We start from the raw sequence: 21008 nt of genomic DNA on the forward strand, positions 1-21008 counted from the left end.
GCGTCCGCACAAGCACGGGCGGCCGAAAGTGGCACCTCCCCGGACAGTTCGCTCATGCGTCGGTCGCTACGTTTTTTTCATCGTGACGGCCACGATTCGACGCGATCAACGCCGCACCGGCGTAGGCCTCCTGCCGAGCCCCCACCGTAGCGGCGCTGGCTCGATCCGCCTCCGCAAGCTCGCGCTTGCGCGCCTCGATCCAGGCCAGCAACGTTGCGCCGGTCAAAGCGAAGAACGCGGCGTTCATGACGAGCGTCAGCACATCGATCGTCAAACCAAAAATGACCGTGCTGCCGATCAGCATGATGCCGGTATACGCCGCCGTGGCGATGTGTGGGTCTGGGTTGTGCCGCTCGCGCCAAAATGGCCGGAACGTACCCGCGTACAACGAAAGCAGCGCAATCACGCCGATCGTCCCCATCTCCGCGAGGACCGAGAAGAATTCACTGTGGGCCCGCCCATTGATGATCATTTCGGGCCCCTTGCCTTGCTCGACGAGCGAGCGCATCGCCGATTCCAATCGGCCCCGCCCGACCCCGAGCACCGGATGGTGTACGTACAGTCTCACGGCGGCACGCCAAAGATCGAAACGCACGCCGACGGACGTATCCGAGTTTCCCTTGTAAAACGCTTGAAGATCCGAGCGGATAGCTTCGACCCGGGTATCCACAACCTTCGTGCTGGCCACCGCGGCGACGCAAACAATCAAAATGCACAAGATCGGGACGCGTGCCTTGACGAACCAATGCCGCCCCGCCAAGGCGGCCCATAGGAGAAACGGCACCGCAATCCAGCCGCCGCGAGCGCCCGACGCGTAAGACGCATACCCCCCGGCCAGCAACGCCAAAATGCGAATCGCGATCTCGGGCCACTTGGCCGAGCCGTCGCGGCTCAACGCCCCGAACGCCATGAAGCCCAAAATCAGCGCCGTATCGCCGAACGGAATCGGGTTCGTAAATGCATTGCCGACACGCACGGCACCGTATGCAAGGTTTGGGTGGGCGAGTTGGTACATCACCCATGCGCCCGCGAGCAAGGCACCCGCCACGAAGCCCCACCCAACGTGTCTCAGTTGCCGCACGTCCAGGGAAGCCAGCAAGAAGAAGCACGGAACCACCAACGCCAACCGCAAGAGCGGATCGAGCGCCGGGAAAGTGCCCGTGCGCAGTACGACGATCTGAAAAAAGACGATGAGGGGCATGCCGAGCATGGCCCAAACCCAGAAGCGATTTCGGCGATAAAGCTGAGCCGCGCGCGCGCGATGCTTCCCGTTGCACAAATAGACGAGGGATAGCGCAAGGATGACAAAAAAACAGTAGCCGGTGCCCCCTCTCAGCGACAGCATCAGCGCGGGTGAGAGGGCCGCCGCCGCCGCCGCGACGACACCCAACGTTCTTGCGGTATTCATCAGGTCAAACTTCCTGCATCTATCTGGTGGTACCGCAACCTGCTTGTACGAGCAGGCTCGGCTCGAGCATTCGCGAGGCCGCCATTATATCCGGTCTCAAATGGCCGACCGTCAAGCTCCCGGTGCCTCGTCGAGCAGTTGATTGACCGCCGCCGCCGCCGCGTCCGGTGAAACGGCGTCCACTCGAGCGCCGCCGCGCAATAGCACATGCCGAATGCCCAGGGGGTACCAGCGCAAGTATTTCTCCGGACGATCCTCGAAGAAGGCGACTGCCCGCAAATTCAATGCAGCCGCGAGATGGACCGGTGCGCTGTCGGCAGACACGACGACGTCGAGCAAGCTCATGGCCGCAATGAGATCCGGCACCGTCGGCGGCTCGATAACGCGCGCGGAGGAGACCGCCACGCGGTCCGAAATCAGACGATCGGCCGGATCGCGGAATATCACCAAATCGGCCCGCCCCCCCAGCGCATGCGCCAATCGAATCCAATTGTCTTCAGGCCATCGTCGCTGCTCGGCCTTGTTCGATACGAACAATCCGACTCGCGGCTTCGTGCTCGCCCCCAATGCCGCATGCCATTTCGTCCGCAACCCGGCGTCGGGATACACATGGGGTTTGAGCGCGCCGGCGTCGATGTCGGGCAGCTCGGGCATCAATCGGAAGCCGGAAAGCGCTTCGTGACGGATCGGGCGGCTGGCGACATGTTCCGGCTTGCGGTCGTCGAACTCGCTGTCCTCGTCATGCCAACGGCAATCTCGCACCTTCAGCTGCCGCGCAAACTGCATGCTGTTTTTATGCATGCCGCCGTTCGGAACGATCAGCATATCGAATCGCAAGCGCCGCAACCGCCAAATCAAAGCAAGGCGATCGACGATCGCGGTGAGGGCTCCGGGACGGACGTTCCGATCGAACTGCTTGCTATAGACATACGAGTGCACGGTGCTGACGTCGGGGTTCCCCTCGAGTACCGCCCGATTTGCCTTGTTGGCCAGCACATGGATTTCCGCAGCCGGCCATTTTGTCTTGAGCGCGCGTAAAAGCGGCGTGGTGCACACCATATCGCCAAGGAAATCGATGCGAATGACGAGTATGCGTTTCATCTGTTCAACGGCGAGTCATCACAACTCGATGCAACCAACGCCTCGGTGGACGGACGGCGCGCGTGACCGCCGCGAACCGTCGCGGCGAGTTCGAGAAGACGGGCGACATGCGATGCAACTGCCGCGTCGTAACGCAAGGCGTCTTGAGCAAGTTCGGGCGGCGCGCTCGTTTTGGAACGAAACGATTGGACCGCGCGATGCAGCGTCGCACGCAAATCGTCCACATCGCCGGATCGGAACATCAATTTCGCATGATCCGAAATCGCGTCGCAGCAACCAATGCTGTTCGAAAGAATCACGGGCGTACCGCACATCGCGGATTCGACGCCGACCAAGCCGAACGGCTCGTACTTCGACGCAAGAATCGTGAAATCGGCCGCGCTATACGCCTGTTCGAGGTCCTTGACGTAGCCGATGTAGCGGATGCGCTTATCGGCCGATACGGCCTTGCGCCCAGCCACCGCAACGACGACGGGCAAGTCGACGCCGCGCAAGGCGGCTTCGATCAGGGGCAACCCCTTGCGGTCGTGGCTGCTCGACGGAAAAAGCAGCACGATCTCGCCGTCGGCAAAATCGAACCGCTTGCGCAACTGCGCTCGCTCCGCAGCAGCACAAGGCTGGAAGCGCGCCGCATCCACGGGCGGGAACATGACGCGAATCTTCGCCTCGTCGAGGTCATACAACTCACGCAATTCGTCGCGCATCTGCACGGAATGGGCAACAACCACCTCCGCGCGCGCATACTGCCGCTTTTCCAGTGCAACCTGCCATCGATCGGAACGCCTAGGCGTGCGCCCCGTCGCCCTCATAAATCCGAGATGCGTGCCGCCGCAGATGGCGATCTCCGATGAATCGACGCGGTTACAGCCGATGAGAACATCGACCTCCGCCACCCGTCGCGCGCGTCGCAAGCGCCAAGAGAACCAATGATCGCGGAGCTTTCCCGGCAACAGCGATACCGCGATCCGGCGCGGCTCGACAAACCGGTACTCAGGCAACGTCTCGTCGAAACCGCGGGCGAAAAACGCCGGTTTCACGCCTTGCGCCGCCATCGCGCGCACCAAATCCATCGCGTATCGCTCGAGGCCCCCCCCGTAGCTCAACGCATTCGCTGAAATGCCGATCTTCATCCCGCGCGCCCGCTCCGCATCAAGTACCTGCTGGTCAATAGACAATTTCCACAGCGCTCCCCGCGAACTCGCTGCGAAGCACCGTCAGCAGATCATCGCTCGGCCGCACTCGCCATGTGTCCCCGAGGCGGATTTCCCCTTGCGCCCGGTCAGTGCAATAGGCGATCTGCACCGCCAGTCCGACGGGTGCGGGCGGCCGCTGCCGGCCTGCATCCGCGCCCCCGCCGCGGACTCCCCCGCGGCCCCCGCTCGCTTGAACCGCCACTACCGCTTCCGAGGCCTGCTGCTCCCGCGCGCAGTGCGCTTCGAGCACTCGCTTAAGGACAGCGGCGTCGGCATTGCCGTTCATCCGCATCTTCACCGCCTGCGCATAGCGGCTGCGCGCGCGTTCGAGATCCATCACCGATTCGACCGTGAAACGAATGCCACCGGTGAACGCGTCGTTACGCGCCTGCCCTTGCACGACGAGCAACTCATCTTCCTTGAACAACGCTTTGTTGGCCTCGTATTGCTCGTTGAAGACCGTCACTTCGCATTGCCCCGTGCCGTCGTCCACGAGCGCGATCAGCATCTTGCCGCGCTGGGTCATCTGCGTGCGCAGCGACGCAATGATGCCGGCGACGAGCTTGTCGCGCCCTTCCTTCAGATCGGCCAGCTTCATCCGCACGAAGCGCCGCACCTCGTCTTTGTAGGCATCGAACAAATGCCCCGACAGGTAAAACCCGAGCGCCGTCTTCTCTTCCTGCAGCTTGCGCTTCTCGTGCCACGCCGGCTCGTCGACGAGTTCGTGCCCTCGCGACGGCGCATCGCCCATGTCGAACAGGCCCGCCTGCATCGCGTTCGCGCTCGCCTGATCGGCCGCTTCCATCGCCAGCGGCACGGAAGCAATCAGCTGAGCGCGGTTCGCGTGAATCGAATCGAACGCGCCGGCGCGGATCAGCGCCTCGATCGTGCGCCGATTCACGACGCGCCGGTCGATGCGCGCGCAGAAATCGAACAGGTCGGTGAACACCCCCTCCTCACGCGCGCGCAGGATTTCCTCGATCGCGTTCTGACCGCTGCCCTTCACGGCGCCGAGACCGTAGCGGATCGTGCGCGAACGCTTGCCGTCGGCCTCTGCCACCGGTTCGAAGCGATAAGCCGAGCGGTTGATGTCGGGCGGCAGCACGGCCATGCCGTTCGTCTTGCAGTCCTCGTAGAGGATCTTGACCTTGTCGGTGTCGTCCATGGCCAAGCTCATGTTGGCCGCCATGAATTCAGCCGGGTGATGCGCTTTGAGCCAGGCCGTGTAATACGCGAGCAGCGCATAGGCGGCCGCGTGCGACTTGTTGAAACCGTAGCCCGCGAACTTCTCCATCAAGTCGAAGATTTCGTCGGACTTCTCGCGCGTCAGGCCGTTCTTCGCCGCCCCCTCGGCGAAGATCTCGCGGTGCTTGGCCATCTCCTCGGCCTTCTTCTTACCCATCGCGCGGCGCAGCAAGTCCGCGCCGCCGAGCGAGTAGCCGCCGATGATTTGGGCCATCTGCATCACCTGCTCCTGATAGACCATGATGCCGTAGGTCTCTTTCAGAACAGGTTCGACGCGCGGGTCGGGATACTCCACCGTCTCGCGTCCGTGCTTGCGCGCGCAGAAGCTCGGGATCAGATCCATCGGGCCCGGACGGTAGAGCGCCACGAGCGCGATGATGTCCTCGAAGCGGTCGGGCTGCGCGTCCTTGAGCATGCCTTGCATGCCCCGGCTTTCCAGCTGGAACACGGCGACCGTATTCGCTTTCTTGAGGATCGAGAACGACGCGGTATCGTCCAGCGGCACTTGCGCGAGCGACCAATCGGCCTTGGACGGATCGAGCCGCCGAATGTAGCGCTCGGCCCAATCGAGGATCGTCAGCGTCGTCAAGCCCAAGAAGTCGAACTTCACGAGGCCGACCGCTTCCACGTCGTCCTTGTCGTACTGGCTCACGACCCCGCCGTCGTCGCCTTGCGCGTAGAGCGGACAGAAATCCGTCAGCTTGCCCGGTGCGATCAGCACGCCGCCCGCGTGCATGCCGACGTTGCGCGTCAAGCCTTCGACGCGCTGAGCGAGCTCGAGCAACTGCCGCACTTCGTCTTCGTTGTCGTTGCGCTCTTGCAGCAGCGGCTCTTCCTTCATCGCGTCGGCGATCGTCACGTGCTTGCCCGGCTTGAACGGGATCAGCTTCGCCACGCCATCGGTGAAGTTGTAGCCGAGATCGAGCACGCGGCCGATGTCGCGCACCGCCGCTTTCGCCGCCATCGTGCCGAAGGTCGCGATCTGCGACACCGCATCGGCGCCGTACTTGCCCTTCACGTACTGGATGACGCGGTCCCGCCCTTCCTGGCAGAAGTCGATGTCGAAGTCGGGCATCGACACGCGTTCCGGGTTCAGGAAACGCTCGAACAGCAGGTTGTAGCGCAGCGGGTCGAGATCGGTAATACCGAGCGCGTAGGCGACCAGCGAGCCCGCGCCCGAACCGCGGCCGGGCCCCACGGGCACGCCGTTGTTCTTGGCCCAGTTGATGAAGTCGGCCACGATCAGAAAGTAGCCGGGGAAGCCCATCTTGACGATCGTGCCGCACTCGAAATCGAGCCGCTGGTAATACTTCTCGTGCTCGCGAGCCCGCTCGGCCTCGTCGGGATACAGCTCGACGAGACGCTTTTCCAAGCCCTCTTTCGACAACTGCACGAGGTAGTCGTCAAGCGACATGCCATCCGGCGTCGGAAACAGCGGCAGCTTCGGCTTGCCGAGTTCGAGCGTCAGATTGCAGCGCTTGGCAATTTCGACGGTATTGACGATCGCCGACGGAATATCGGCGAACCGCGCAGCCATTTCTTCTTGCGTCGCGAAGCGCTGCTCGTCCGTGAAGCGCTTCGGCCGCCGCGCGTTCGCGAGAATGTCGCCTTCGGAAATACACACGCGCGCTTCGTGCGCCGTGTAATCGTCCTCGGACATGAACTGGATCGGATGCGTCGCGACGACGGGCAGCTTCAACGCCGATGCGACCGCCACGGCCTGCTGCACGTACGACTCGCCGCCGGGCTGGCCGAAGCGCTGCAACTCGATATAGAACGCGTTCGGAAAAAGCGCGGCCCAACGCTCGGCATGGCGCTTGGCCGCCTGTTCGTTGCCGGCCGCGAGCGCGAGCCCGATGTCGCCCTGCTGCGCACCCGACAGCGCGATCAGGCCCTCGCTGAGCGGCGAATCGAGCCATGCCGAATCGATCTCGGCGCGCCCGCGGTATTGATTCGTGAGCCACGCCTTGGTCAGCAGTTCGCACAGATTCAAATAGCCGCGCCGGTCTTTCACGAGCAGCAGCAAGCGCGAAGGCTTGTCGCGATCGTCCGGGTTCATGACCCAGACGTCGCAGCCCGCGATCGGCTTCACGCCTTTGCCGCGGGCTTCCTTGTAGAAACGAACGAGACCGAACGCATTCGCGAGATCGGTCATGGCGAGCGCACCCTGGCCGTCGTCGGCGGCGGCCTTGACGATATCGTCAAGGCGCACGATGCCGTCGGCAATCGAGAATTCGGAGTGGACGCGGAGATGGACGAAGCGGGGATCTGACATGGGCCGTATTGTACATCCGGGCTCGGCCTCGGCCGGGTGCCGGATGGCCTAGGACGAGCTTTCGGCAGTTTGCGGGATAATAGCGGTTTCGCCGCCGCTCGCGCACCGCCGGAGCCGTCTTGGCCCGCCGGTCCGATCGCCTCTTTCGGGCCGCCGCCACGCCCGAATTGCCGCGGCAGTTCGTCTCGTCATTGCACCACCATCATGCGTATCGTCAATCTCGCCGCCTACCGCTTCGTCACCATCGACGCCATCGACACCTGGCGCGAAATGCTCACCGAGCGGTGCGAAGCGCTCGGCCTGCGCGGCACCATCCTGCTCGCGCCCGAAGGCATCAACCTGTTCATCGCCGGCGCGCCCGAGGCCGCGCGCGATTTCGTCGACTATCTGCGCGGCGATCCGCTGTTCGAAGGCAAATTCGCCGATCTGCAGTTCAAGGAAAGCTTCTCGGAGAATCAACCGTTTCGCCGCATGCTCGTCAAGCGCAAGCGCGAGATCATCACGATGAAGAAGCCGGCGATCCAGCCCGAACTGGGCCGCGCGCCGTCGGTCGATGCGGCCACGCTCAAGCACTGGCTCGATCGCGGCCACGACGACGAAGGCCGCCCCGTCGTCATGCTCGACACGCGCAACGCGTTCGAGGTCGACGTCGGCACGTTCGAGGATGCCGTCGATTACCGGATCACGAAGTTCAGCGAGTTTCCGGACGTGATCGAAGCGAATCGCGGCGAGTTCGAAGGCAAGACCGTCGTCTCGTTTTGCACGGGCGGCATTCGCTGCGAGAAAGCCGCGATTCATATGAAAGAGGTCGGCATCGATCACGTCTACCAGCTCGAAGGCGGCATCCTCAAGTACTTCGAGGAAGTCGGCGGCGCGCACTATCGCGGCGAATGCTTCGTGTTCGACTATCGTACGTCGCTCAATCCGCAGCTCGAGCCGACCGAGACCGTTCAATGCTTCGGCTGCCGCGCGGTGGTGACGCCCGAAGATCAAAGCTCGCCGCTTTATACGCCGGGCAAGACGTGCCCCGCGTGTCATCCGGACAAGGCCCAGGGCGAGGACGCGGCGCACGCGGCGTGAGCGACGCTCATCCTTCCGGCGCGGCGCACGCGGCGACACCCAAATCTGTTTACCGCGGCCGCTTCGCCCCCTCGCCGACGGGCCGGCTGCATGCCGGCTCGCTCGTCGGCGCACTCGCGAGCTACCTCGACGCCCGCGCGCATGGCGGCGTCTGGCTCGTTCGAATTGAAGACATCGACGGCCCCCGCACGGTGCCGGGCGCCGATCGCGCGATTCTCGACACGCTCGCGCGCTTCGGCATGGAAAGCGACGAGCCGCCCATCTGGCAAAACACGCGCACGGCGCACTACGCGCAGGCGTTTGAACGCCTTCAGCGCGCCGGGCTCATCTACCCGTGCGGCTGCACGCGCAAGGAAATCGCCGATTCGCTCGCGAGCGCTCATGCGCGCCATACGACGCTCGCCTACCCCGGCACCTGCCGGCACGGCCTGAACGGGAAAGTCGCGCGCGCATGGCGTCTGCGCGTGCCCGACGGCCCCGACGCCGTCATCACGTTCGGCGATCGCTGGCAGGGCCGGCAAACGCAGGATCTCGCGCTCGAAGTCGGCGATTTCGTGCTCAAGCGTGCCGATGGGCAGTGGGCGTATCAGCTTGCCGTCGTCGTCGACGATGCCGAGCAAAACATCACGCACGTCGTGCGCGGCGCCGATCTGCTCGATTCGACGGCGCGTCAAATCTATCTGCAACGCTGCCTGCACGTGCCGACGCCGTCCTATCTGCACGTACCCGTCGTTGCCGATGCCCACGGCGAAAAGCTCAGCAAGCAAACGGGCGCGCTTGAACTCGACGCCGCCGAGCCGCTGCCCGCGCTCGTTGCCGCGGCCCGGCACCTGGGCCTCGCGCTGGAACGCGATGCTGAGGCTGATGCGAATGCGGACGCTAACGCCAACACCAACGATGGCCGCGCGGGCAGCGCGCGCGCCGCGCCGCCCTATCGATCGCTCGACGCGTTCTACGCCGATGCCGTCGCGGCCTGGGCGAAACGGCTCGCCGCGCTCAACCGTCCCTGAAAATGAAGCTGTACGCGCTCAATGCGGGCGCACCGCCCAAGTGGGCGTAAAGCACGCGCGATCCCGGCGGGAATTCGCCGCGGCGCACTTTGTCGATCATGCCGTGCATCGACTTCCCCTCGTAGACGGGATCGGTCAGCATCCCTTCCGTGCGCGCGCACAGCCGAATCGCCTCCAGCGTGCCCTCGCTCGGCAAGCCGTATTCGGGGCCGCCGTAGCGCGTGTCGAGCACGACGTCGTCGGCACTGATCGGACGCCCGAGTCCGACGAGTTCAGCGGTGTTCTCGGCGATACGCGTGATTTGCGCGCGCGTGGCATCGGGCTTGGCCGACGCATCGATACCGATGACGCGCTCGGCTCGCCCGTCGGCCGCGAAGCCGACGATCATCCCCGCTTGCGTGCTGCCCGTCACCGAGCAGACGACGATGTAGTCGAACTTGAATCCGAGCGCCGCCTCCTGCTCGCGCACCTCCTCGGCGAAGCCAACGAAGCCTAGCCCGCCCAACGGATGCTCCGAGCAACCCGCGGGAATCGCATAGGGCTTGCCGCCGGCCGCGCGCACGCTGTCGAGCGCATCTTCCCAGCTTTTGCGGATGCCGATGTCGAAGCCGTCGGGGACGAGACGCACGTCCGCGCCGAGAATACGCGACAACTCGATGTTGCCGACACGATCGTAGACGGCGTCGGAATAGTTGACCCAGTTCTCCTGCACGAGCACGCACTTCATGCCCAGATGCGCTGCCACAGCCGCGACCTGCCGCGTCTGATTCGATTGAATGCCGCCGATCGAGACCAGCGTGTCGGCGCCCTGCGCAAGGGCCTCGGGAATGAGGTATTCGAGCTTGCGCGTCTTGTTGCCGCCGAATGCGAGGCCGCTGTTGCAGTCCTCGCGCTTCGCATACAGCTCGACATTACCGCCCAGATGCGCGCTCAAGCGTTTGAGCGGCTGGATCGGGGTGGGGCCGAACGTCAGCGGATAGCGGGGAAATCGCTTGAGGTTCATCAAGAACTCCGGTTGGGTCGAGGAAATGCCGGCGAGCATGGACGGCGGGGCCGTCGCACTGGCGGCATGTGTATGGAACACGGAAAAATGATAGGCAAATCGCCACGAAATGAGCTTGCGAAGTTTTATTGCTTGCTCTACTTTTGATCCGGTCTCACACGCTATCGATTAATAAATCGGGTTATTTCACGATCATGTGCGCAACGAAATTGCGTCGCGATTCGAGTCGCGATACCGAGCCCGCTCCGCGAACCCGCCGTCGCGCGGTCCGCACCGCGGCACCCGTCGTCGAACCCGTAGCGGTCGCGCAGCTCGACCGCATCGATCGCGCGATTCTCAAGCAGCTGCAGCGCGATGCGTCGGTTTCGAACGTCGCGCTGGCCGAGAAGGTCAAGCTCAGCGCGCCGGCCTGTCTGCGGCGCGTCGAGCGGCTCAAGTCGTTAGGATTGATTCGCGGTGTCGTTGCGTTGCTGGATCCGAAAGCGGTCGGCGCCGGCATGCTCGTCGTCATCGGCATCGTGCTCGACCGATCGACGCCGGAAGCGTTCGCCGCGTTCGAGCAGGCGGCGCGCAGTGTGTCGGGATGTATGGAGTGCCACGTCGTAACGGGCGAATTCGACTACTTCATGCTCGTGCGCACCCGCGACAGCGACAGCTTCAATCGGCTGCACGCCGAGCAATTGCTCTACCTGCCAGGGGTGCGGCAGGTTCGCTCGTTCATGGTGCTCAAGGAGATTTTGTCGACGACCGAATTTCCGATCGCATGAGGCGGGGACGAAGGCGAGTGCCTTGCAGGAGAGAGAGCGGGAAGCGGTTGCGCAGGGTGCGATGACCGCACCCTGTCCGCCGGCCGCGTGCCGTTGCTTAGGAAGACGAACTATTGCGCCGCGGCATGCCGAACCCGCCGAGCAGCGCGGCGAGCGGCTGCTTCGGCGTTTTCGATTGCGGCGCTTCGGGTGCCTTCGTTTCCTCTTCCTTGCGTGCCGACGGCGACGGCTCGTACGGCTTCAGGAAGAAATCGTCGATCGGCGCGTGATTGGCGCGATGGGCCGGGCGCTCGTGCGCCCCCGGGCGACGGCGCCCGGAGCCCGCGCGCTCGTCGCGGTCGCGGCGGCCATGATGCTGATGCTCTTCATGACCGCGGCGCACCGGGGTTTCCACCGCCAGCCGCTGCACCTGCAGCGGCTTCTTGATCAGTTTCTCGATCTCGGCCAACTGCTTGCGTTCGTTAGGACTGCAAAGCGACAGCGCATCGCCCGACGCCCCCGCTCGCCCGGTGCGGCCGATGCGGTGCACGTAGTCTTCCGCGTTGAACGGCAGATCGAAGTTGATGACGGCGGGCAGCTCGGCGATGTCGAGCCCGCGCGCGGCCACGTCGGTCGCCACGAGTGCCTCGATTTCCCCGCGCTTGAATGCGTCGAGCGCCTGCATCCGCTCGTTTTGCGATTTATCGCCGTGGATCGCCGAGGCCACGACGCCGTCGCGCTCGAGCTGCCGAGCGAGCCGGCTCGCGCCGATCTTGCTGTTGCAGAACACGATGACTTGCTTCAATTCGCGTTCGCGTATCAATTGCACGACGGCGCCCGTCTTGTCGCCCTCGGCAACCTCGTAGACGAGCTGCGTGACGTTGGTCGCCGTGGAATTGCTGCGCGCCACTTCGATCGTCTGCGGGTTGCGCAGATAGGTGGAGGCCAGCTTTTTGATTTCGCCCGAGAACGTGGCCGAGAACAGCAGCGTCTGGCGCTCCTTCGGCAGCAGATTCAGGATCCGCTGCAAGTCGGGCAAAAAGCCCATGTCGAGCATGCGGTCGGCCTCGTCGAGCACGAGGATCTGCACCTGGCCGAGATTGGCCGTTTTCTGCTGAACGTGATCGAGCAGGCGCCCCGGCGTCGCGATCAAGACTTCGACGCCGCGCCGCAACTCGGCCGACTGCGGATTCATGTCGACGCCGCCGAACACGACGGCGCTGCGCAGCGGCGTGTGTTTCGCATACGACTGGACGTTCGCGGCGACCTGGTCGGCCAGTTCGCGCGTGGGCGTGAGAATCAGCGCACGCACGGGATGGCGAGCCGGCGAGGCGCTCGTGTTCGCGGCCGGCAGCAGGCGCTGGATGATCGGCAGCGAGAAGCTCGCGGTCTTGCCGGTTCCGGTTTGCGCGGCGCCCATGACGTCGCGGCCGGCCAGGACGACCGGAATCGCCTCCGCCTGGATCGGCGTGGGCGTGGTGTAACCCTGCTCGGTGACGGCCCGAAGTATTTCTGGGGCGAGACCGAACTGGTCGAAAGTCGCGGTAGTAGGCGTGACAGCGGGATCGGACATTGTGGCGTTCGCTAAAAATGCGCCGCAAAGGCGCTGCGTCGTTCGAGCGCGCGGCGGCGGCAGCAGGCCGCTCGATGAGATCGACGTGAAGGCGGAGCCACGGCAAGTCTCGCGCGCTCGCGCCGAGGACGCCCGTTATGAACCGCGCTTCTCGCGCGCGGCCGGCTCCAGCCGGCGGATATGCCGCCGGAAAGGCCGGTATTGTAGCACCGCAAGGTTGCAGGAGCCGTGCCTGCCCCCGGGCCCGCCCCGAAAGACCGCCTGATCGGGCCCCTTGGGGCGCCCGGAAAGCGTCAGCGCGTGGACACGGGCCGTACGGCGGCAGCGGCAGCCGCCGCCCGCTCGCGGGCTTCGTCGACGTTCGCGCCGGTCGCCACGGCCACCCCCATGCGCCGCTTCTTGAAGCTCTCGGGCTTGCCGAACAGCCGCAAATCGGTGCCGGGCACCGCAAGCGCCTCGCGCACGCCCTCGAAGGCGATGCCCGCTTCCTCGAGCCCACCGTACACGACAGCCGAGGCGCCCGGCGCCAGCAGCGACGTATCGACGGGCAGGCCCAAAATCGCGCGTGCATGCAGTTCGAACTCGGAGAGGCGCTGCGAGCGCAGCGTCACGAGCCCCGTATCGTGCGGACGCGGGCTGACTTCCGAGAACCAGACTTCGTCGCCGCGCACGAACAGCTCGACACCGAATACGCCGCGGCCGCCGAGGGCGCCCGTGACGCTTTCCGCGATCTCCTTGGCGCGCGCGAGCGCAGCCGGGGACATCGGCTGCGGCTGCCACGACTCCACGTAGTCTCCGTCGACCTGCAGATGGCCGATCGGCTCGCAAAACGACGTGCGCACTTCGCCGCTCGCCGGATCGACGGCGCGCACCGTCAGCAGCGTGATCTCGTAATCGAAGGTGACGAATCCTTCGACGATGACCCGGCCGACGTTCACGCGCGCCCCGGCCGTCGCGTATTGCCAGGCGCCGTCGACGTCGGCCGGCGCGCGCACGACGGACTGCCCCTTGCCCGATGACGACATCACGGGCTTGACGACGCACGGATAACCGATGCGCGCAATCGCCTCTCTGAACGACTCGAGCGAATCGGCGAACGCGTACGGCGAAGTGGGCAAGCCCAGTTCTTCGGCGGCCAGGCGTCGAATGCCTTCGCGATTCATCGTCAACTGCGTCGCACGGGCGGTCGGGATGACTTCGGCGAGACGCTGTGCTTCGATTTCGGCGAGGGCGTCGGTGGCGATCGCCTCGATTTCGGGCACGATCAGATGCGGCCGTTCGGCTCGCACGAGCGCCTTGATCGCCGCGCCGTCGGTCATGTCGATCGTATGGGCACGGTGCGCGACCTGATGGCCCGGCGCATTCGGATAGCGATCCACCGCGATCACTTCGACCCCGAGCCGCTGCAGCGCGACGATGACTTCCTTGCCGAGCTCGCCCGCGCCGAGCAGCATGACGCGCGTGGCCGAGGGCGAAAGCGGCGTGCCGATCCGTTGACCGATCTGCATGGCGAATCCCGTATATGCGAAAGAAATGGAAGAAGCCGATGTTAACACGCGCGATAACACGCGCGAGACAGCCGATTCGGAGCGATTCGCGCGGTTGCGGGCGCACCGGGCAAGCCGCCGCCGGCCGGCCGCAATACCGACCTTGCGTACCTTGCTCGCTAGCGACGACAGGAGTGCGTTACCCTTACGCCTTCGCCAGTTTTGAAAAAAGGTTCGGGGCCATGCCGATCTCATTCATTGCGCCGACACGGGGTGCGTCGCGCAAGCGCTCGCTCTCGCGCGTGGGCGCGCTCGCCGCCGTGCTCGCCGTCGCCGGCTGCGCGATGCCGACGCACCCCGACTCCGCCGCGGGACCCAGCAACCCGCTCAATCCGGCCGCCGTCCAATTGCTCGACGGCACGAGCTGGGTTTTGCGCAGCGCGCAAACGAGCGACGGCAAGAGCGCGTTCGCCCTCCCCCCGGCCGAAACGGCCGCCCCGACGCTCAAGCTCGACACCGCGTCGGGCCAGCGCCGCGCGAGCGGCTTCGCGGGCTGCAATCAATTTTCGGGATCCTATATGCTTCACAGCGGCGGGTTGACGCTCGGCCCGCTCGCGACGACGGGCAAAACTTGCGGGCAAGATGCCGAGCACCTCGAGCACGCCTATCTCGACGTGCTCTCACATATCGAGTCGACACTCGTGCAAATGCGGCCGCCGCAGCAGATGCGCATCATCGCGTCGAACGGCATCACGCTGACTTTCGCGCGCGAAGACCGATGATCGGCACGGCGCTCGCCCTTCTCGAACGTTTCACCCTTTAGCATGCATACGGTAGTTTTCGGCTGGTTCGGCATGTCGGTCCTGTGGACCGTGCCTTTGGCCCTGCGTCTGGCGATTGCGGCATTGATGCGCGATGCCGGAGCGCGCGGCCGCGGCACGATCCGGCTTTGGCTCGGCTTCGCGGGCGTCTACGTCGGCAGCGGCGCGCTCGAGGCCGCGCTCGCGCCCCATACCGGCAACGCGCTCGGGCATGCGCTGCTCGGCGTCGCACTGCGCGCGCTCGGGCGCGGCGCGTTCGCCGTGTTGCCCGTGCTCTTGGTTGCCGGTCTGCCTTGGCTCATGGGCTTTTCCTGGCGCGACACGCTGCGCTGGGCCGATCGGGCGTTCGGCCTCGGCCTGAACATCGGGCCTGGCCGCGCGTCCTCCGGCGCCGCAGGTACACGCCAGGACGAACCGCGCTCGGCGCGCGGCGGCCTGAACAGCTCCGTCATCCGCACGAGCACGACCCACTCGATGGCGCCGAAATCGACGGGCCGCTATGCGCGGCCCACGGTATGGCAGCCGCCCCCGCCGGCTTCGGGCACGAAAGCGCGCCCTGCCGCGACGGCGTCCGGTACGGAGCGGGGTGTTGGCGGCATGGGGGGCATCGGTATTCAGCGCGATCGGCGCGGCACGAATGCCAAGCCGTTCGAGCCTGCCGTGCCGCCCGCTCGCGCCGCCTCCCACGGTCCGGCTTGGAGCCCCAGCGACGCACCCGGTTCAGCGCGCGCTTCGCGTCCGGGGCCAACCGGCGCGATCGCGCAGCCTCATCTTCATGCAACTCACGCCCGACCTAGTCAGCCGGTGACGCCAGCCGCCCCTAGCCGCCCCATCGCGACACCGGTTCCGCCGCGCGCGACCGGCAGCGCCGCCGGAAGTGCCTTCGCCGCCGTGGCCGGCTACGCGGGAGTCCGTACGGCGCAGGCGGCAGCGGGTGCGGCGGGAATCCCCGGGGCACCCGCGGCGCCGTCCGTCTCGCAGCCGGCGGCGCCGTCGGCCGGCCAAAGCGTCCAGAGCGCACAGAGCACCGCGGGCGACCGAGCGCGGCCGCCCGTCCGGCCGCCGGTGCCGCAAATGGATATCGCGCGTCGCGCGGTCCCACCCGCCGAGCCGTCACCGGGCGTGCTCGAAACGCTGAAGGCGATAGAAGCGAATGCCGCGCAGTGGACCGCCCTCGCGAGTTCCAGCCTGGCGCGGCGCGGAACGGCGGCAGCGCCGCGGCAAGCCGCCGCCGGCATGGAAGCGCCGAGCGGCGCCATCGCCGACAACACAGCACCGGTCCATGCGCGCCTAGCGGACGAGATCGAATCGGTGCCGGACACCGCATTCGAGCAGCCGGAGCCGATGCACGCGCCGGCTCCATCTCATTCGCCGCCGAATCAAGCGAGGAACGACGCGCCGGCCGAGCCTCCGTCCATCTACCCCGATGCCGCGTCCACGAATGCGGAGCCCGTGCAAAGCCCCACCGAGGATGCCGGCGCACACACCGAAGCCGAAGCGATCGACGAATACCCGATCCCGAACGAATCGGACGAGGAGCGTCACGGCGAGGCGCCTCGCGCCGCGGTTTCCGCGCCGCCGCCCTGGATGGAGGACGATGAGCCGCTCGTCGCGCCGGCGAACATCGCACCGGCGCCGGCCGCCCCCGTCCTGCTCGAACTCGCTTCGTCCGCGAAGGCCGACGCGCAACCCGCGACGCCGGTACTCGCGCCATCGTTGCCGCCTCGGTCGGAGGCGACCGCGGTGCCGGCAGCTCCGATCGCCGCGCCGGCGGAGCCGCGGACACCCGAGCCATCGTTGCCGCCTCAATCGGAGCCGATCGCCGCGCCGGCGGCTCCGCCGACAGGCCAAGCCCCTTCGGCCGAGGTCCCCTGGGCCGCCGTGCCCTCGCCGACGCCTGCGACACCGGTGCAAGCCCCCACGACTGCGGCGCCCCTCGCTGCGGCGGCCCAAGCGGCGGCAACCGTCACACCCACGCTCGCCCCCGACGACGCGCCAGCAGCCGACGCCTCATCCGCCGATGCCAACCCGCGCGCCCCGCTGCGCGGCCACGCGCCGACCGAATTCACGTTCCAAGCGCCCGCCGCCTCGACGGTCGAGCTGCCAACGCTCGATCTGCTCGAGCCCGCGTCGACCGAAACCGAGGAGATTCCGGCCGAGCGCCTCGCGCAAACGGGACAGCTGATCGAACAGCGCCTGCAAGAATTCAAGGTGCCCGTGGCCGTCGTCGGCGCGTCGGCCGGCCCCGTCATCACGCGCTTCGAGATCGAGCCGGCGCTCGGCGTGCGCGGCAGCCAGATCGTCGGGCTGATGAAGGATCTGTCGCGCGGGCTCGGACTCACGTCGATCCGCGTCGTCGAAACGATCCCCGGCAAGACCTGCATGGGCCTCGAACTGCCGAACGCGAAACGGCAAACGATCCGGCTCTCCGAGATTCTCGACGCCACGCCCTACCGTCATTCGCTGTCCTCATTGACGCTCGCGATGGGCAAGGACATCACCGGCCATCCGATCGTCACCGATCTCGCCAAGGCGCCGCACATGCTCGTCGCGGGCACGACCGGTTCGGGCAAATCGGTCGCGATCAACGCCATGATCGTCTCGCTGCTCTACAAGGCCACGCCCGAGGAAGTGCGGCTCATCATGATCGACCCGAAGATGCTCGAGCTGTCGGTCTACGAAGGGATTCCGCACTTGCTCGCGCCGGTCGTCACCGATATGAAGCTCGCCGCCAACGCGCTGAACTGGTGCGTCGGCGAAATGGAAAAGCGCTACCGGCTCATGTCGGCCGTCGGCGTGCGCAATCTCGCCGGTTTCAATCAAAAGCTGCGCGACGCGCAAGCCGCGGGCAGGAAGATCGGCAACCCGTTCTCGCTGACGCCCGAAGCACCGGAACCGCTCTCGCCGCTGCCGATGATCGTCGTCGTCATCGACGAGCTCGCCGATCTGATGATGGTCGCCGGCAAGAAGATCGAAGAGCTGATCGCCCGGCTCGCCCAAAAGGCGCGCGCGGCCGGCATTCACTTGATCCTCGCGACGCAGCGTCCGTCCGTCGATGTCATCACGGGGCTCATCAAGGCGAACATTCCGACGCGCGTCGCTTTCCAGGTATCGTCGAAGATCGATTCGCGCACGATTCTCGATCAGATGGGCGCCGAGTCGCTGCTGGGCCAAGGCGACATGCTGTTCCTGCCGCCCGGCACCGGCTATCCGCAGCGCGTGCACGGCGCGTTCGTGGCCGACGAGGAAGTCCATCGCGTGGTCGAGCATCTGAAGCAGTTCGGCGAGCCGGAATACATCGAAGGCATCCTCGACGGCCCGGCAACCGATGGGGCCGCGCAAGACTTGTTCGGCGATGCGCCCGATGCCGAAGCCGATCCGCTCTACGACGAAGCCGTCGCGTTCGTCGTGCGCACGCGCCGCGCATCGATTTCGGCCGTGCAGCGGCAGCTGCGCATCGGCTACAACCGCGCGGCGCGCCTCGTCGAGCAAATGGAAGCGGCGGGACTCGTTTCGGCGATGGGCGTCAACGGCAGCCGCGAGGTGATCGCGCCGCCGAGTTCCGAGCCCTGATTGCACGTGCCCGCGTAAAAGGTGCGCGGCAATTGCAAGAACTAGCCGGTCGGCCGCCCGCTTCGCTGCAATGCGGCGGGGCCCACGTGATCCGACACCCCAAACCGTGCACTCCCGGCCGCCTCCAGGATCCGGCACGACCCTTGCGCATAGAATTAAGACCGATTGCCGCACGCGCGCAAGGAAACGGATCAGGCGCGTTCGGCTTTCATGGCAGTACCAATTGGTCATCCCCTGCCGCCCCGCCCCCCGTGAGGCGGTAGCTTCGAGCCTACGCGCTTGCTCTGACGCGTAGGCTCTCTTTGTTTGTGGAGGCGCGGCGCGGCAACGAGTGCCCCATAGCGGCTACTCATGGCCGCTACCGGTCGCTATCGGCAATCGCTAGAGATCAGAGATCACGACGACGGCGTGAACTGGAAGTCGACCGGCGAGCCGATGGATAGGCGCGTCGGGTTCGCGAGCAGCCCCGTGGCAGGGTCGCGCCGGAAAACATAAGCGCTGTCGCTGTCTTGATTGCCGACGATGAGCCAGCGGCCCGTCGGATCGATCGCGAACTCGCGCGGCGCGCGCCCGAGCGTCGATTGCCGTCCGACCAGCGCGAGCCGTCCGTCGGAGGCGTCGACGGAGAAAATGACGATCTCGTTCGCGTCGCCGCGATTCGTCGCGTAGAGGAATTTTCCGTCGGGCGAAAGATGAATCGCGCCGGCGCCCACCTTGCCCTTGAAGCCGTGCGCCGCAAGCGGCAGCACTTGAAGCGATTCGAGCTTGCCGTTCGCGTATCGCAGCGTCGTCACGGTCCCGGCCAACTCGCTCGTCAAATAGGCGTAGTCCCCGTTCGGAGCAAACACGAGGTGACGTGGGCCGGAGCCCGCCGGCATCTGCACGTACCCTTCGGGCGTCGGGCTGATGAGGCCGCGGCTGCCGTCGCTCGTGTAGCGATATTCGTAGAGTTTGTCGTTACCGAGGTCCTGCGTGAAAAGGTAGCGGCCGTCCGGCGAAAACACCGTCGAATGCACATGCGCGTTGTCTTGCCTTCCTTTGACGGGGCCGCCGCCTTCCTGGTGCACCACCAGCGCGGCCGCGCCGACATGGCCGTCCTCTTGCAGCGGAAACACGGCGAAGCTGCCGCCCGGATCGGCCGCGACCGAATAGTTCGCCGTCAGTAGATAGCGGCCGTCCGGCGAAAAGGACAGGTAGCAGGGGTCGTTGCCTTCGGAGGACACGCGATTGAGGAACGTGAGCTGGCCCGCGTGCCGATCGAATGCGAAAGCGCTGATGCCGCCGCGCTCGGTTGCCGGGCCGTTGTCGCCCGGCAGTTCGTTGACGGCGTAGACGTAGCGGCCGTCGCGCGTGATCGCGAGATACGATGGATTGACGGTCTGAACCGAGGAGACGGGGGTGACCTGCCCGGTGGACGAATCGAAGTGATAGACGTAGATGCCATGGCTCTTGCCGCCCGTATAGGTGCCGACCAGCAAGTAGTAGACGGGGCCCGCCTTCGTAGCCGCGACATCGTGCGCGGCGGCGGGAATAGTGCCGAGCGCCCAAGCGATGAGAAAACCCGTGATCCAACCGCGCGCTCCCGTCGAAAGCGAAAGCGCGCGCCGCGGCATTGCAGGAACGATGCGGGACATGTAAATCCTCCATAGGGAATCGGACCCGAAACCCCGCAAACGGCCGTCGCGCGGCGCGCAACGCGGCAGGCCAGCACTTTGCATAGGGTCTGAGTAACGCTCGCGCCGGTTCAGGCCGCAAGCACGCAAAGGGCCTGAGCGGACGAGTCGAGCGTCGACTCAGTTCCCAATTTCCAAAAGGAAGTCAAAGGAGCCGCTATGAATATCTTCGTCAGCCTGGGACCGATTGCCGCGCTGATCGCGGGCATTTTGATTCTGATCGTGCCGCGACTGCTCAACTACATCGTCGCACTGTATCTCATTATCATCGGACTATTGGGGCTGCTGGGCCCGCACGCCCACTCGCTCCATTTGTGAGCGGGGGGCGCCGGGTGGAAGACGGATTTGGGCTCAGCCGTTGACGAACTGGTCGAGCCGCAGCTTGCCCTGCAGCGACAAGCCGCCGACCGCATAATGACCATCACCGTTGCGGTGGTGCTTGAAGCAGGCCCGCTCGATCAGGAACGCGGCAGCCGTTTCCATGGCGTTACGGGTCAGACCGAGGGTGCGGGCATCGAGATGGAGCAAGGCGTCGTCGCCCAGCTCGCGTGCTGCGGAGAGAATCGTGATGCAATCGACCTTCGACGGATTCTGCATGGCGTCAGTTCTCGCTTTGAGTGTTGATGACAGGCGCAATGATGGTCGCGTACGCCACGCGCTATGCGGTGCTCGTTTTATCGGAAGCGTACGGCCGGAATCCCCGAAACCCGATTGTAGCGAGCGATTTTGCCCGGTGCCAACGCAAAATCGTTTTCGGCGAAATCGGTCCACCCCGAGGCGTAAGCTTTGCTCGATCCCGCGCGCCGGCGTGTACGTATGC

The 21008-nt window shown here is 65.6% G+C and carries 15 protein-coding genes; 6 read left to right on the top strand and 9 right to left on the bottom strand.

All coding sequences use genetic code 11. The features are described from left to right. Positions 1–52: 52 nt before the first annotated feature. The 4 genes from DWV00_RS22935 to dnaE form a co-directional block, all read right to left on the bottom strand. Positions 53–1408, bottom strand: a complete 1356-nt coding sequence (locus DWV00_RS22935; RefSeq protein ID WP_115535916.1) for an O-antigen ligase family protein — start codon at positions 1406–1408, stop codon at positions 53–55. A gap of 111 nt (positions 1409–1519) precedes the next feature. Beyond that, the gene (locus DWV00_RS22940; protein WP_115535917.1) at positions 1520–2509 is read right to left on the bottom strand and encodes a glycosyltransferase family 9 protein; all 990 of its coding nucleotides are present in this window, start codon (positions 2507–2509) and stop codon (positions 1520–1522) included. Continuing rightward, a complete protein-coding gene (locus tag DWV00_RS22945) occupies positions 2506–3639 on the bottom strand; it encodes a glycosyltransferase family 4 protein (RefSeq protein ID WP_115535918.1) in 1134 nt (377 codons plus the stop codon). The genes DWV00_RS22940 and DWV00_RS22945 overlap by 4 nt, the downstream gene beginning before the upstream one ends. A 34-nt stretch (positions 3640–3673) precedes the next feature. Next, positions 3674–7222, bottom strand: coding sequence for a DNA polymerase III subunit alpha (gene dnaE, locus DWV00_RS22950; RefSeq protein WP_425452817.1), 3549 nt, complete (start codon positions 7220–7222; stop codon positions 3674–3676). A gap of 204 nt (positions 7223–7426) precedes the next feature. On the opposite strand from dnaE, the gene DWV00_RS22955 reads away from it, so the two are divergent. Continuing rightward, a complete protein-coding gene (locus DWV00_RS22955; RefSeq protein ID WP_245964995.1) occupies positions 7427–8302 on the top strand; it encodes a sulfurtransferase in 876 nt (291 codons plus the stop codon). Next, positions 8299–9312 (top strand): tRNA glutamyl-Q(34) synthetase GluQRS, encoded by a 1014-nt coding sequence (gene gluQRS / locus DWV00_RS22960; RefSeq protein ID WP_245964996.1) that lies wholly within the window; start codon positions 8299–8301, stop codon positions 9310–9312. The genes DWV00_RS22955 and gluQRS overlap by 4 nt, the downstream gene beginning before the upstream one ends. On the opposite strand, the gene DWV00_RS22965 is transcribed toward gluQRS, so the two are convergent. Next, positions 9299–10315: a 1-aminocyclopropane-1-carboxylate deaminase gene (locus DWV00_RS22965; protein WP_115536065.1), complete on the bottom strand. Its 1017-nt coding sequence runs from the start codon at positions 10313–10315 to the stop codon at positions 9299–9301. The genes gluQRS and DWV00_RS22965 overlap by 14 nt on opposite strands. A gap of 194 nt (positions 10316–10509) precedes the next feature. On the opposite strand from DWV00_RS22965, the gene DWV00_RS22970 reads away from it, so the two are divergent. After that, on the top strand, positions 10510–11082 hold the full coding sequence (locus DWV00_RS22970; protein WP_115535921.1) for an Lrp/AsnC family transcriptional regulator: 573 nt from the start codon (positions 10510–10512) through the stop codon (positions 11080–11082). Between the two features lie 97 nt (positions 11083–11179). On the opposite strand, the gene DWV00_RS22975 is transcribed toward DWV00_RS22970, so the two are convergent. After that, positions 11180–12634, bottom strand: coding sequence for a DEAD/DEAH box helicase (locus tag DWV00_RS22975; RefSeq protein WP_115535922.1), 1455 nt, complete (start codon positions 12632–12634; stop codon positions 11180–11182). Positions 12635–12927: 293 nt separating this feature from the next. Further along, positions 12928–14142 (bottom strand): formate-dependent phosphoribosylglycinamide formyltransferase, encoded by a 1215-nt coding sequence (gene purT, locus DWV00_RS22980; RefSeq protein ID WP_115535923.1) that lies wholly within the window; start codon positions 14140–14142, stop codon positions 12928–12930. Between the two features lie 221 nt (positions 14143–14363). On the opposite strand from purT, the gene DWV00_RS22985 reads away from it, so the two are divergent. Further along, positions 14364–14903 carry an META domain-containing protein gene (locus DWV00_RS22985; protein WP_115535924.1) on the top strand — a complete coding sequence of 180 codons (540 nt, stop codon included), beginning with the start codon at positions 14364–14366 and terminating at the stop codon, positions 14901–14903. Between the two features lie 42 nt (positions 14904–14945). Then, on the top strand, positions 14946–18515 hold the full coding sequence (locus DWV00_RS22990) for an FtsK/SpoIIIE family DNA translocase (protein ID WP_220274728.1): 3570 nt from the start codon (positions 14946–14948) through the stop codon (positions 18513–18515). A gap of 395 nt (positions 18516–18910) precedes the next feature. On the opposite strand, the gene DWV00_RS22995 is transcribed toward DWV00_RS22990, so the two are convergent. Next, positions 18911–20128: a lactonase family protein gene (locus DWV00_RS22995; protein WP_484419730.1), complete on the bottom strand. Its 1218-nt coding sequence runs from the start codon at positions 20126–20128 to the stop codon at positions 18911–18913. A 219-nt stretch (positions 20129–20347) separates the two neighbouring features. Between DWV00_RS22995 and DWV00_RS23000 the strand changes: the two genes are divergently transcribed. Then, on the top strand, positions 20348–20506 hold the full coding sequence (locus DWV00_RS23000) for a DUF3096 domain-containing protein (protein WP_115535926.1): 159 nt from the start codon (positions 20348–20350) through the stop codon (positions 20504–20506). Between the two features lie 33 nt (positions 20507–20539). On the opposite strand, the gene DWV00_RS23005 is transcribed toward DWV00_RS23000, so the two are convergent. Beyond that, positions 20540–20785 carry a hypothetical protein gene (locus DWV00_RS23005; RefSeq protein WP_115535927.1) on the bottom strand — a complete coding sequence of 82 codons (246 nt, stop codon included), beginning with the start codon at positions 20783–20785 and terminating at the stop codon, positions 20540–20542. Positions 20786–21008: the final 223 nt, after the last annotated feature.

This window comes from Trinickia dinghuensis, assembly GCF_003367175.1.
GTDB lineage: Bacteria > Pseudomonadota > Gammaproteobacteria > Burkholderiales > Burkholderiaceae > Trinickia > Trinickia dinghuensis.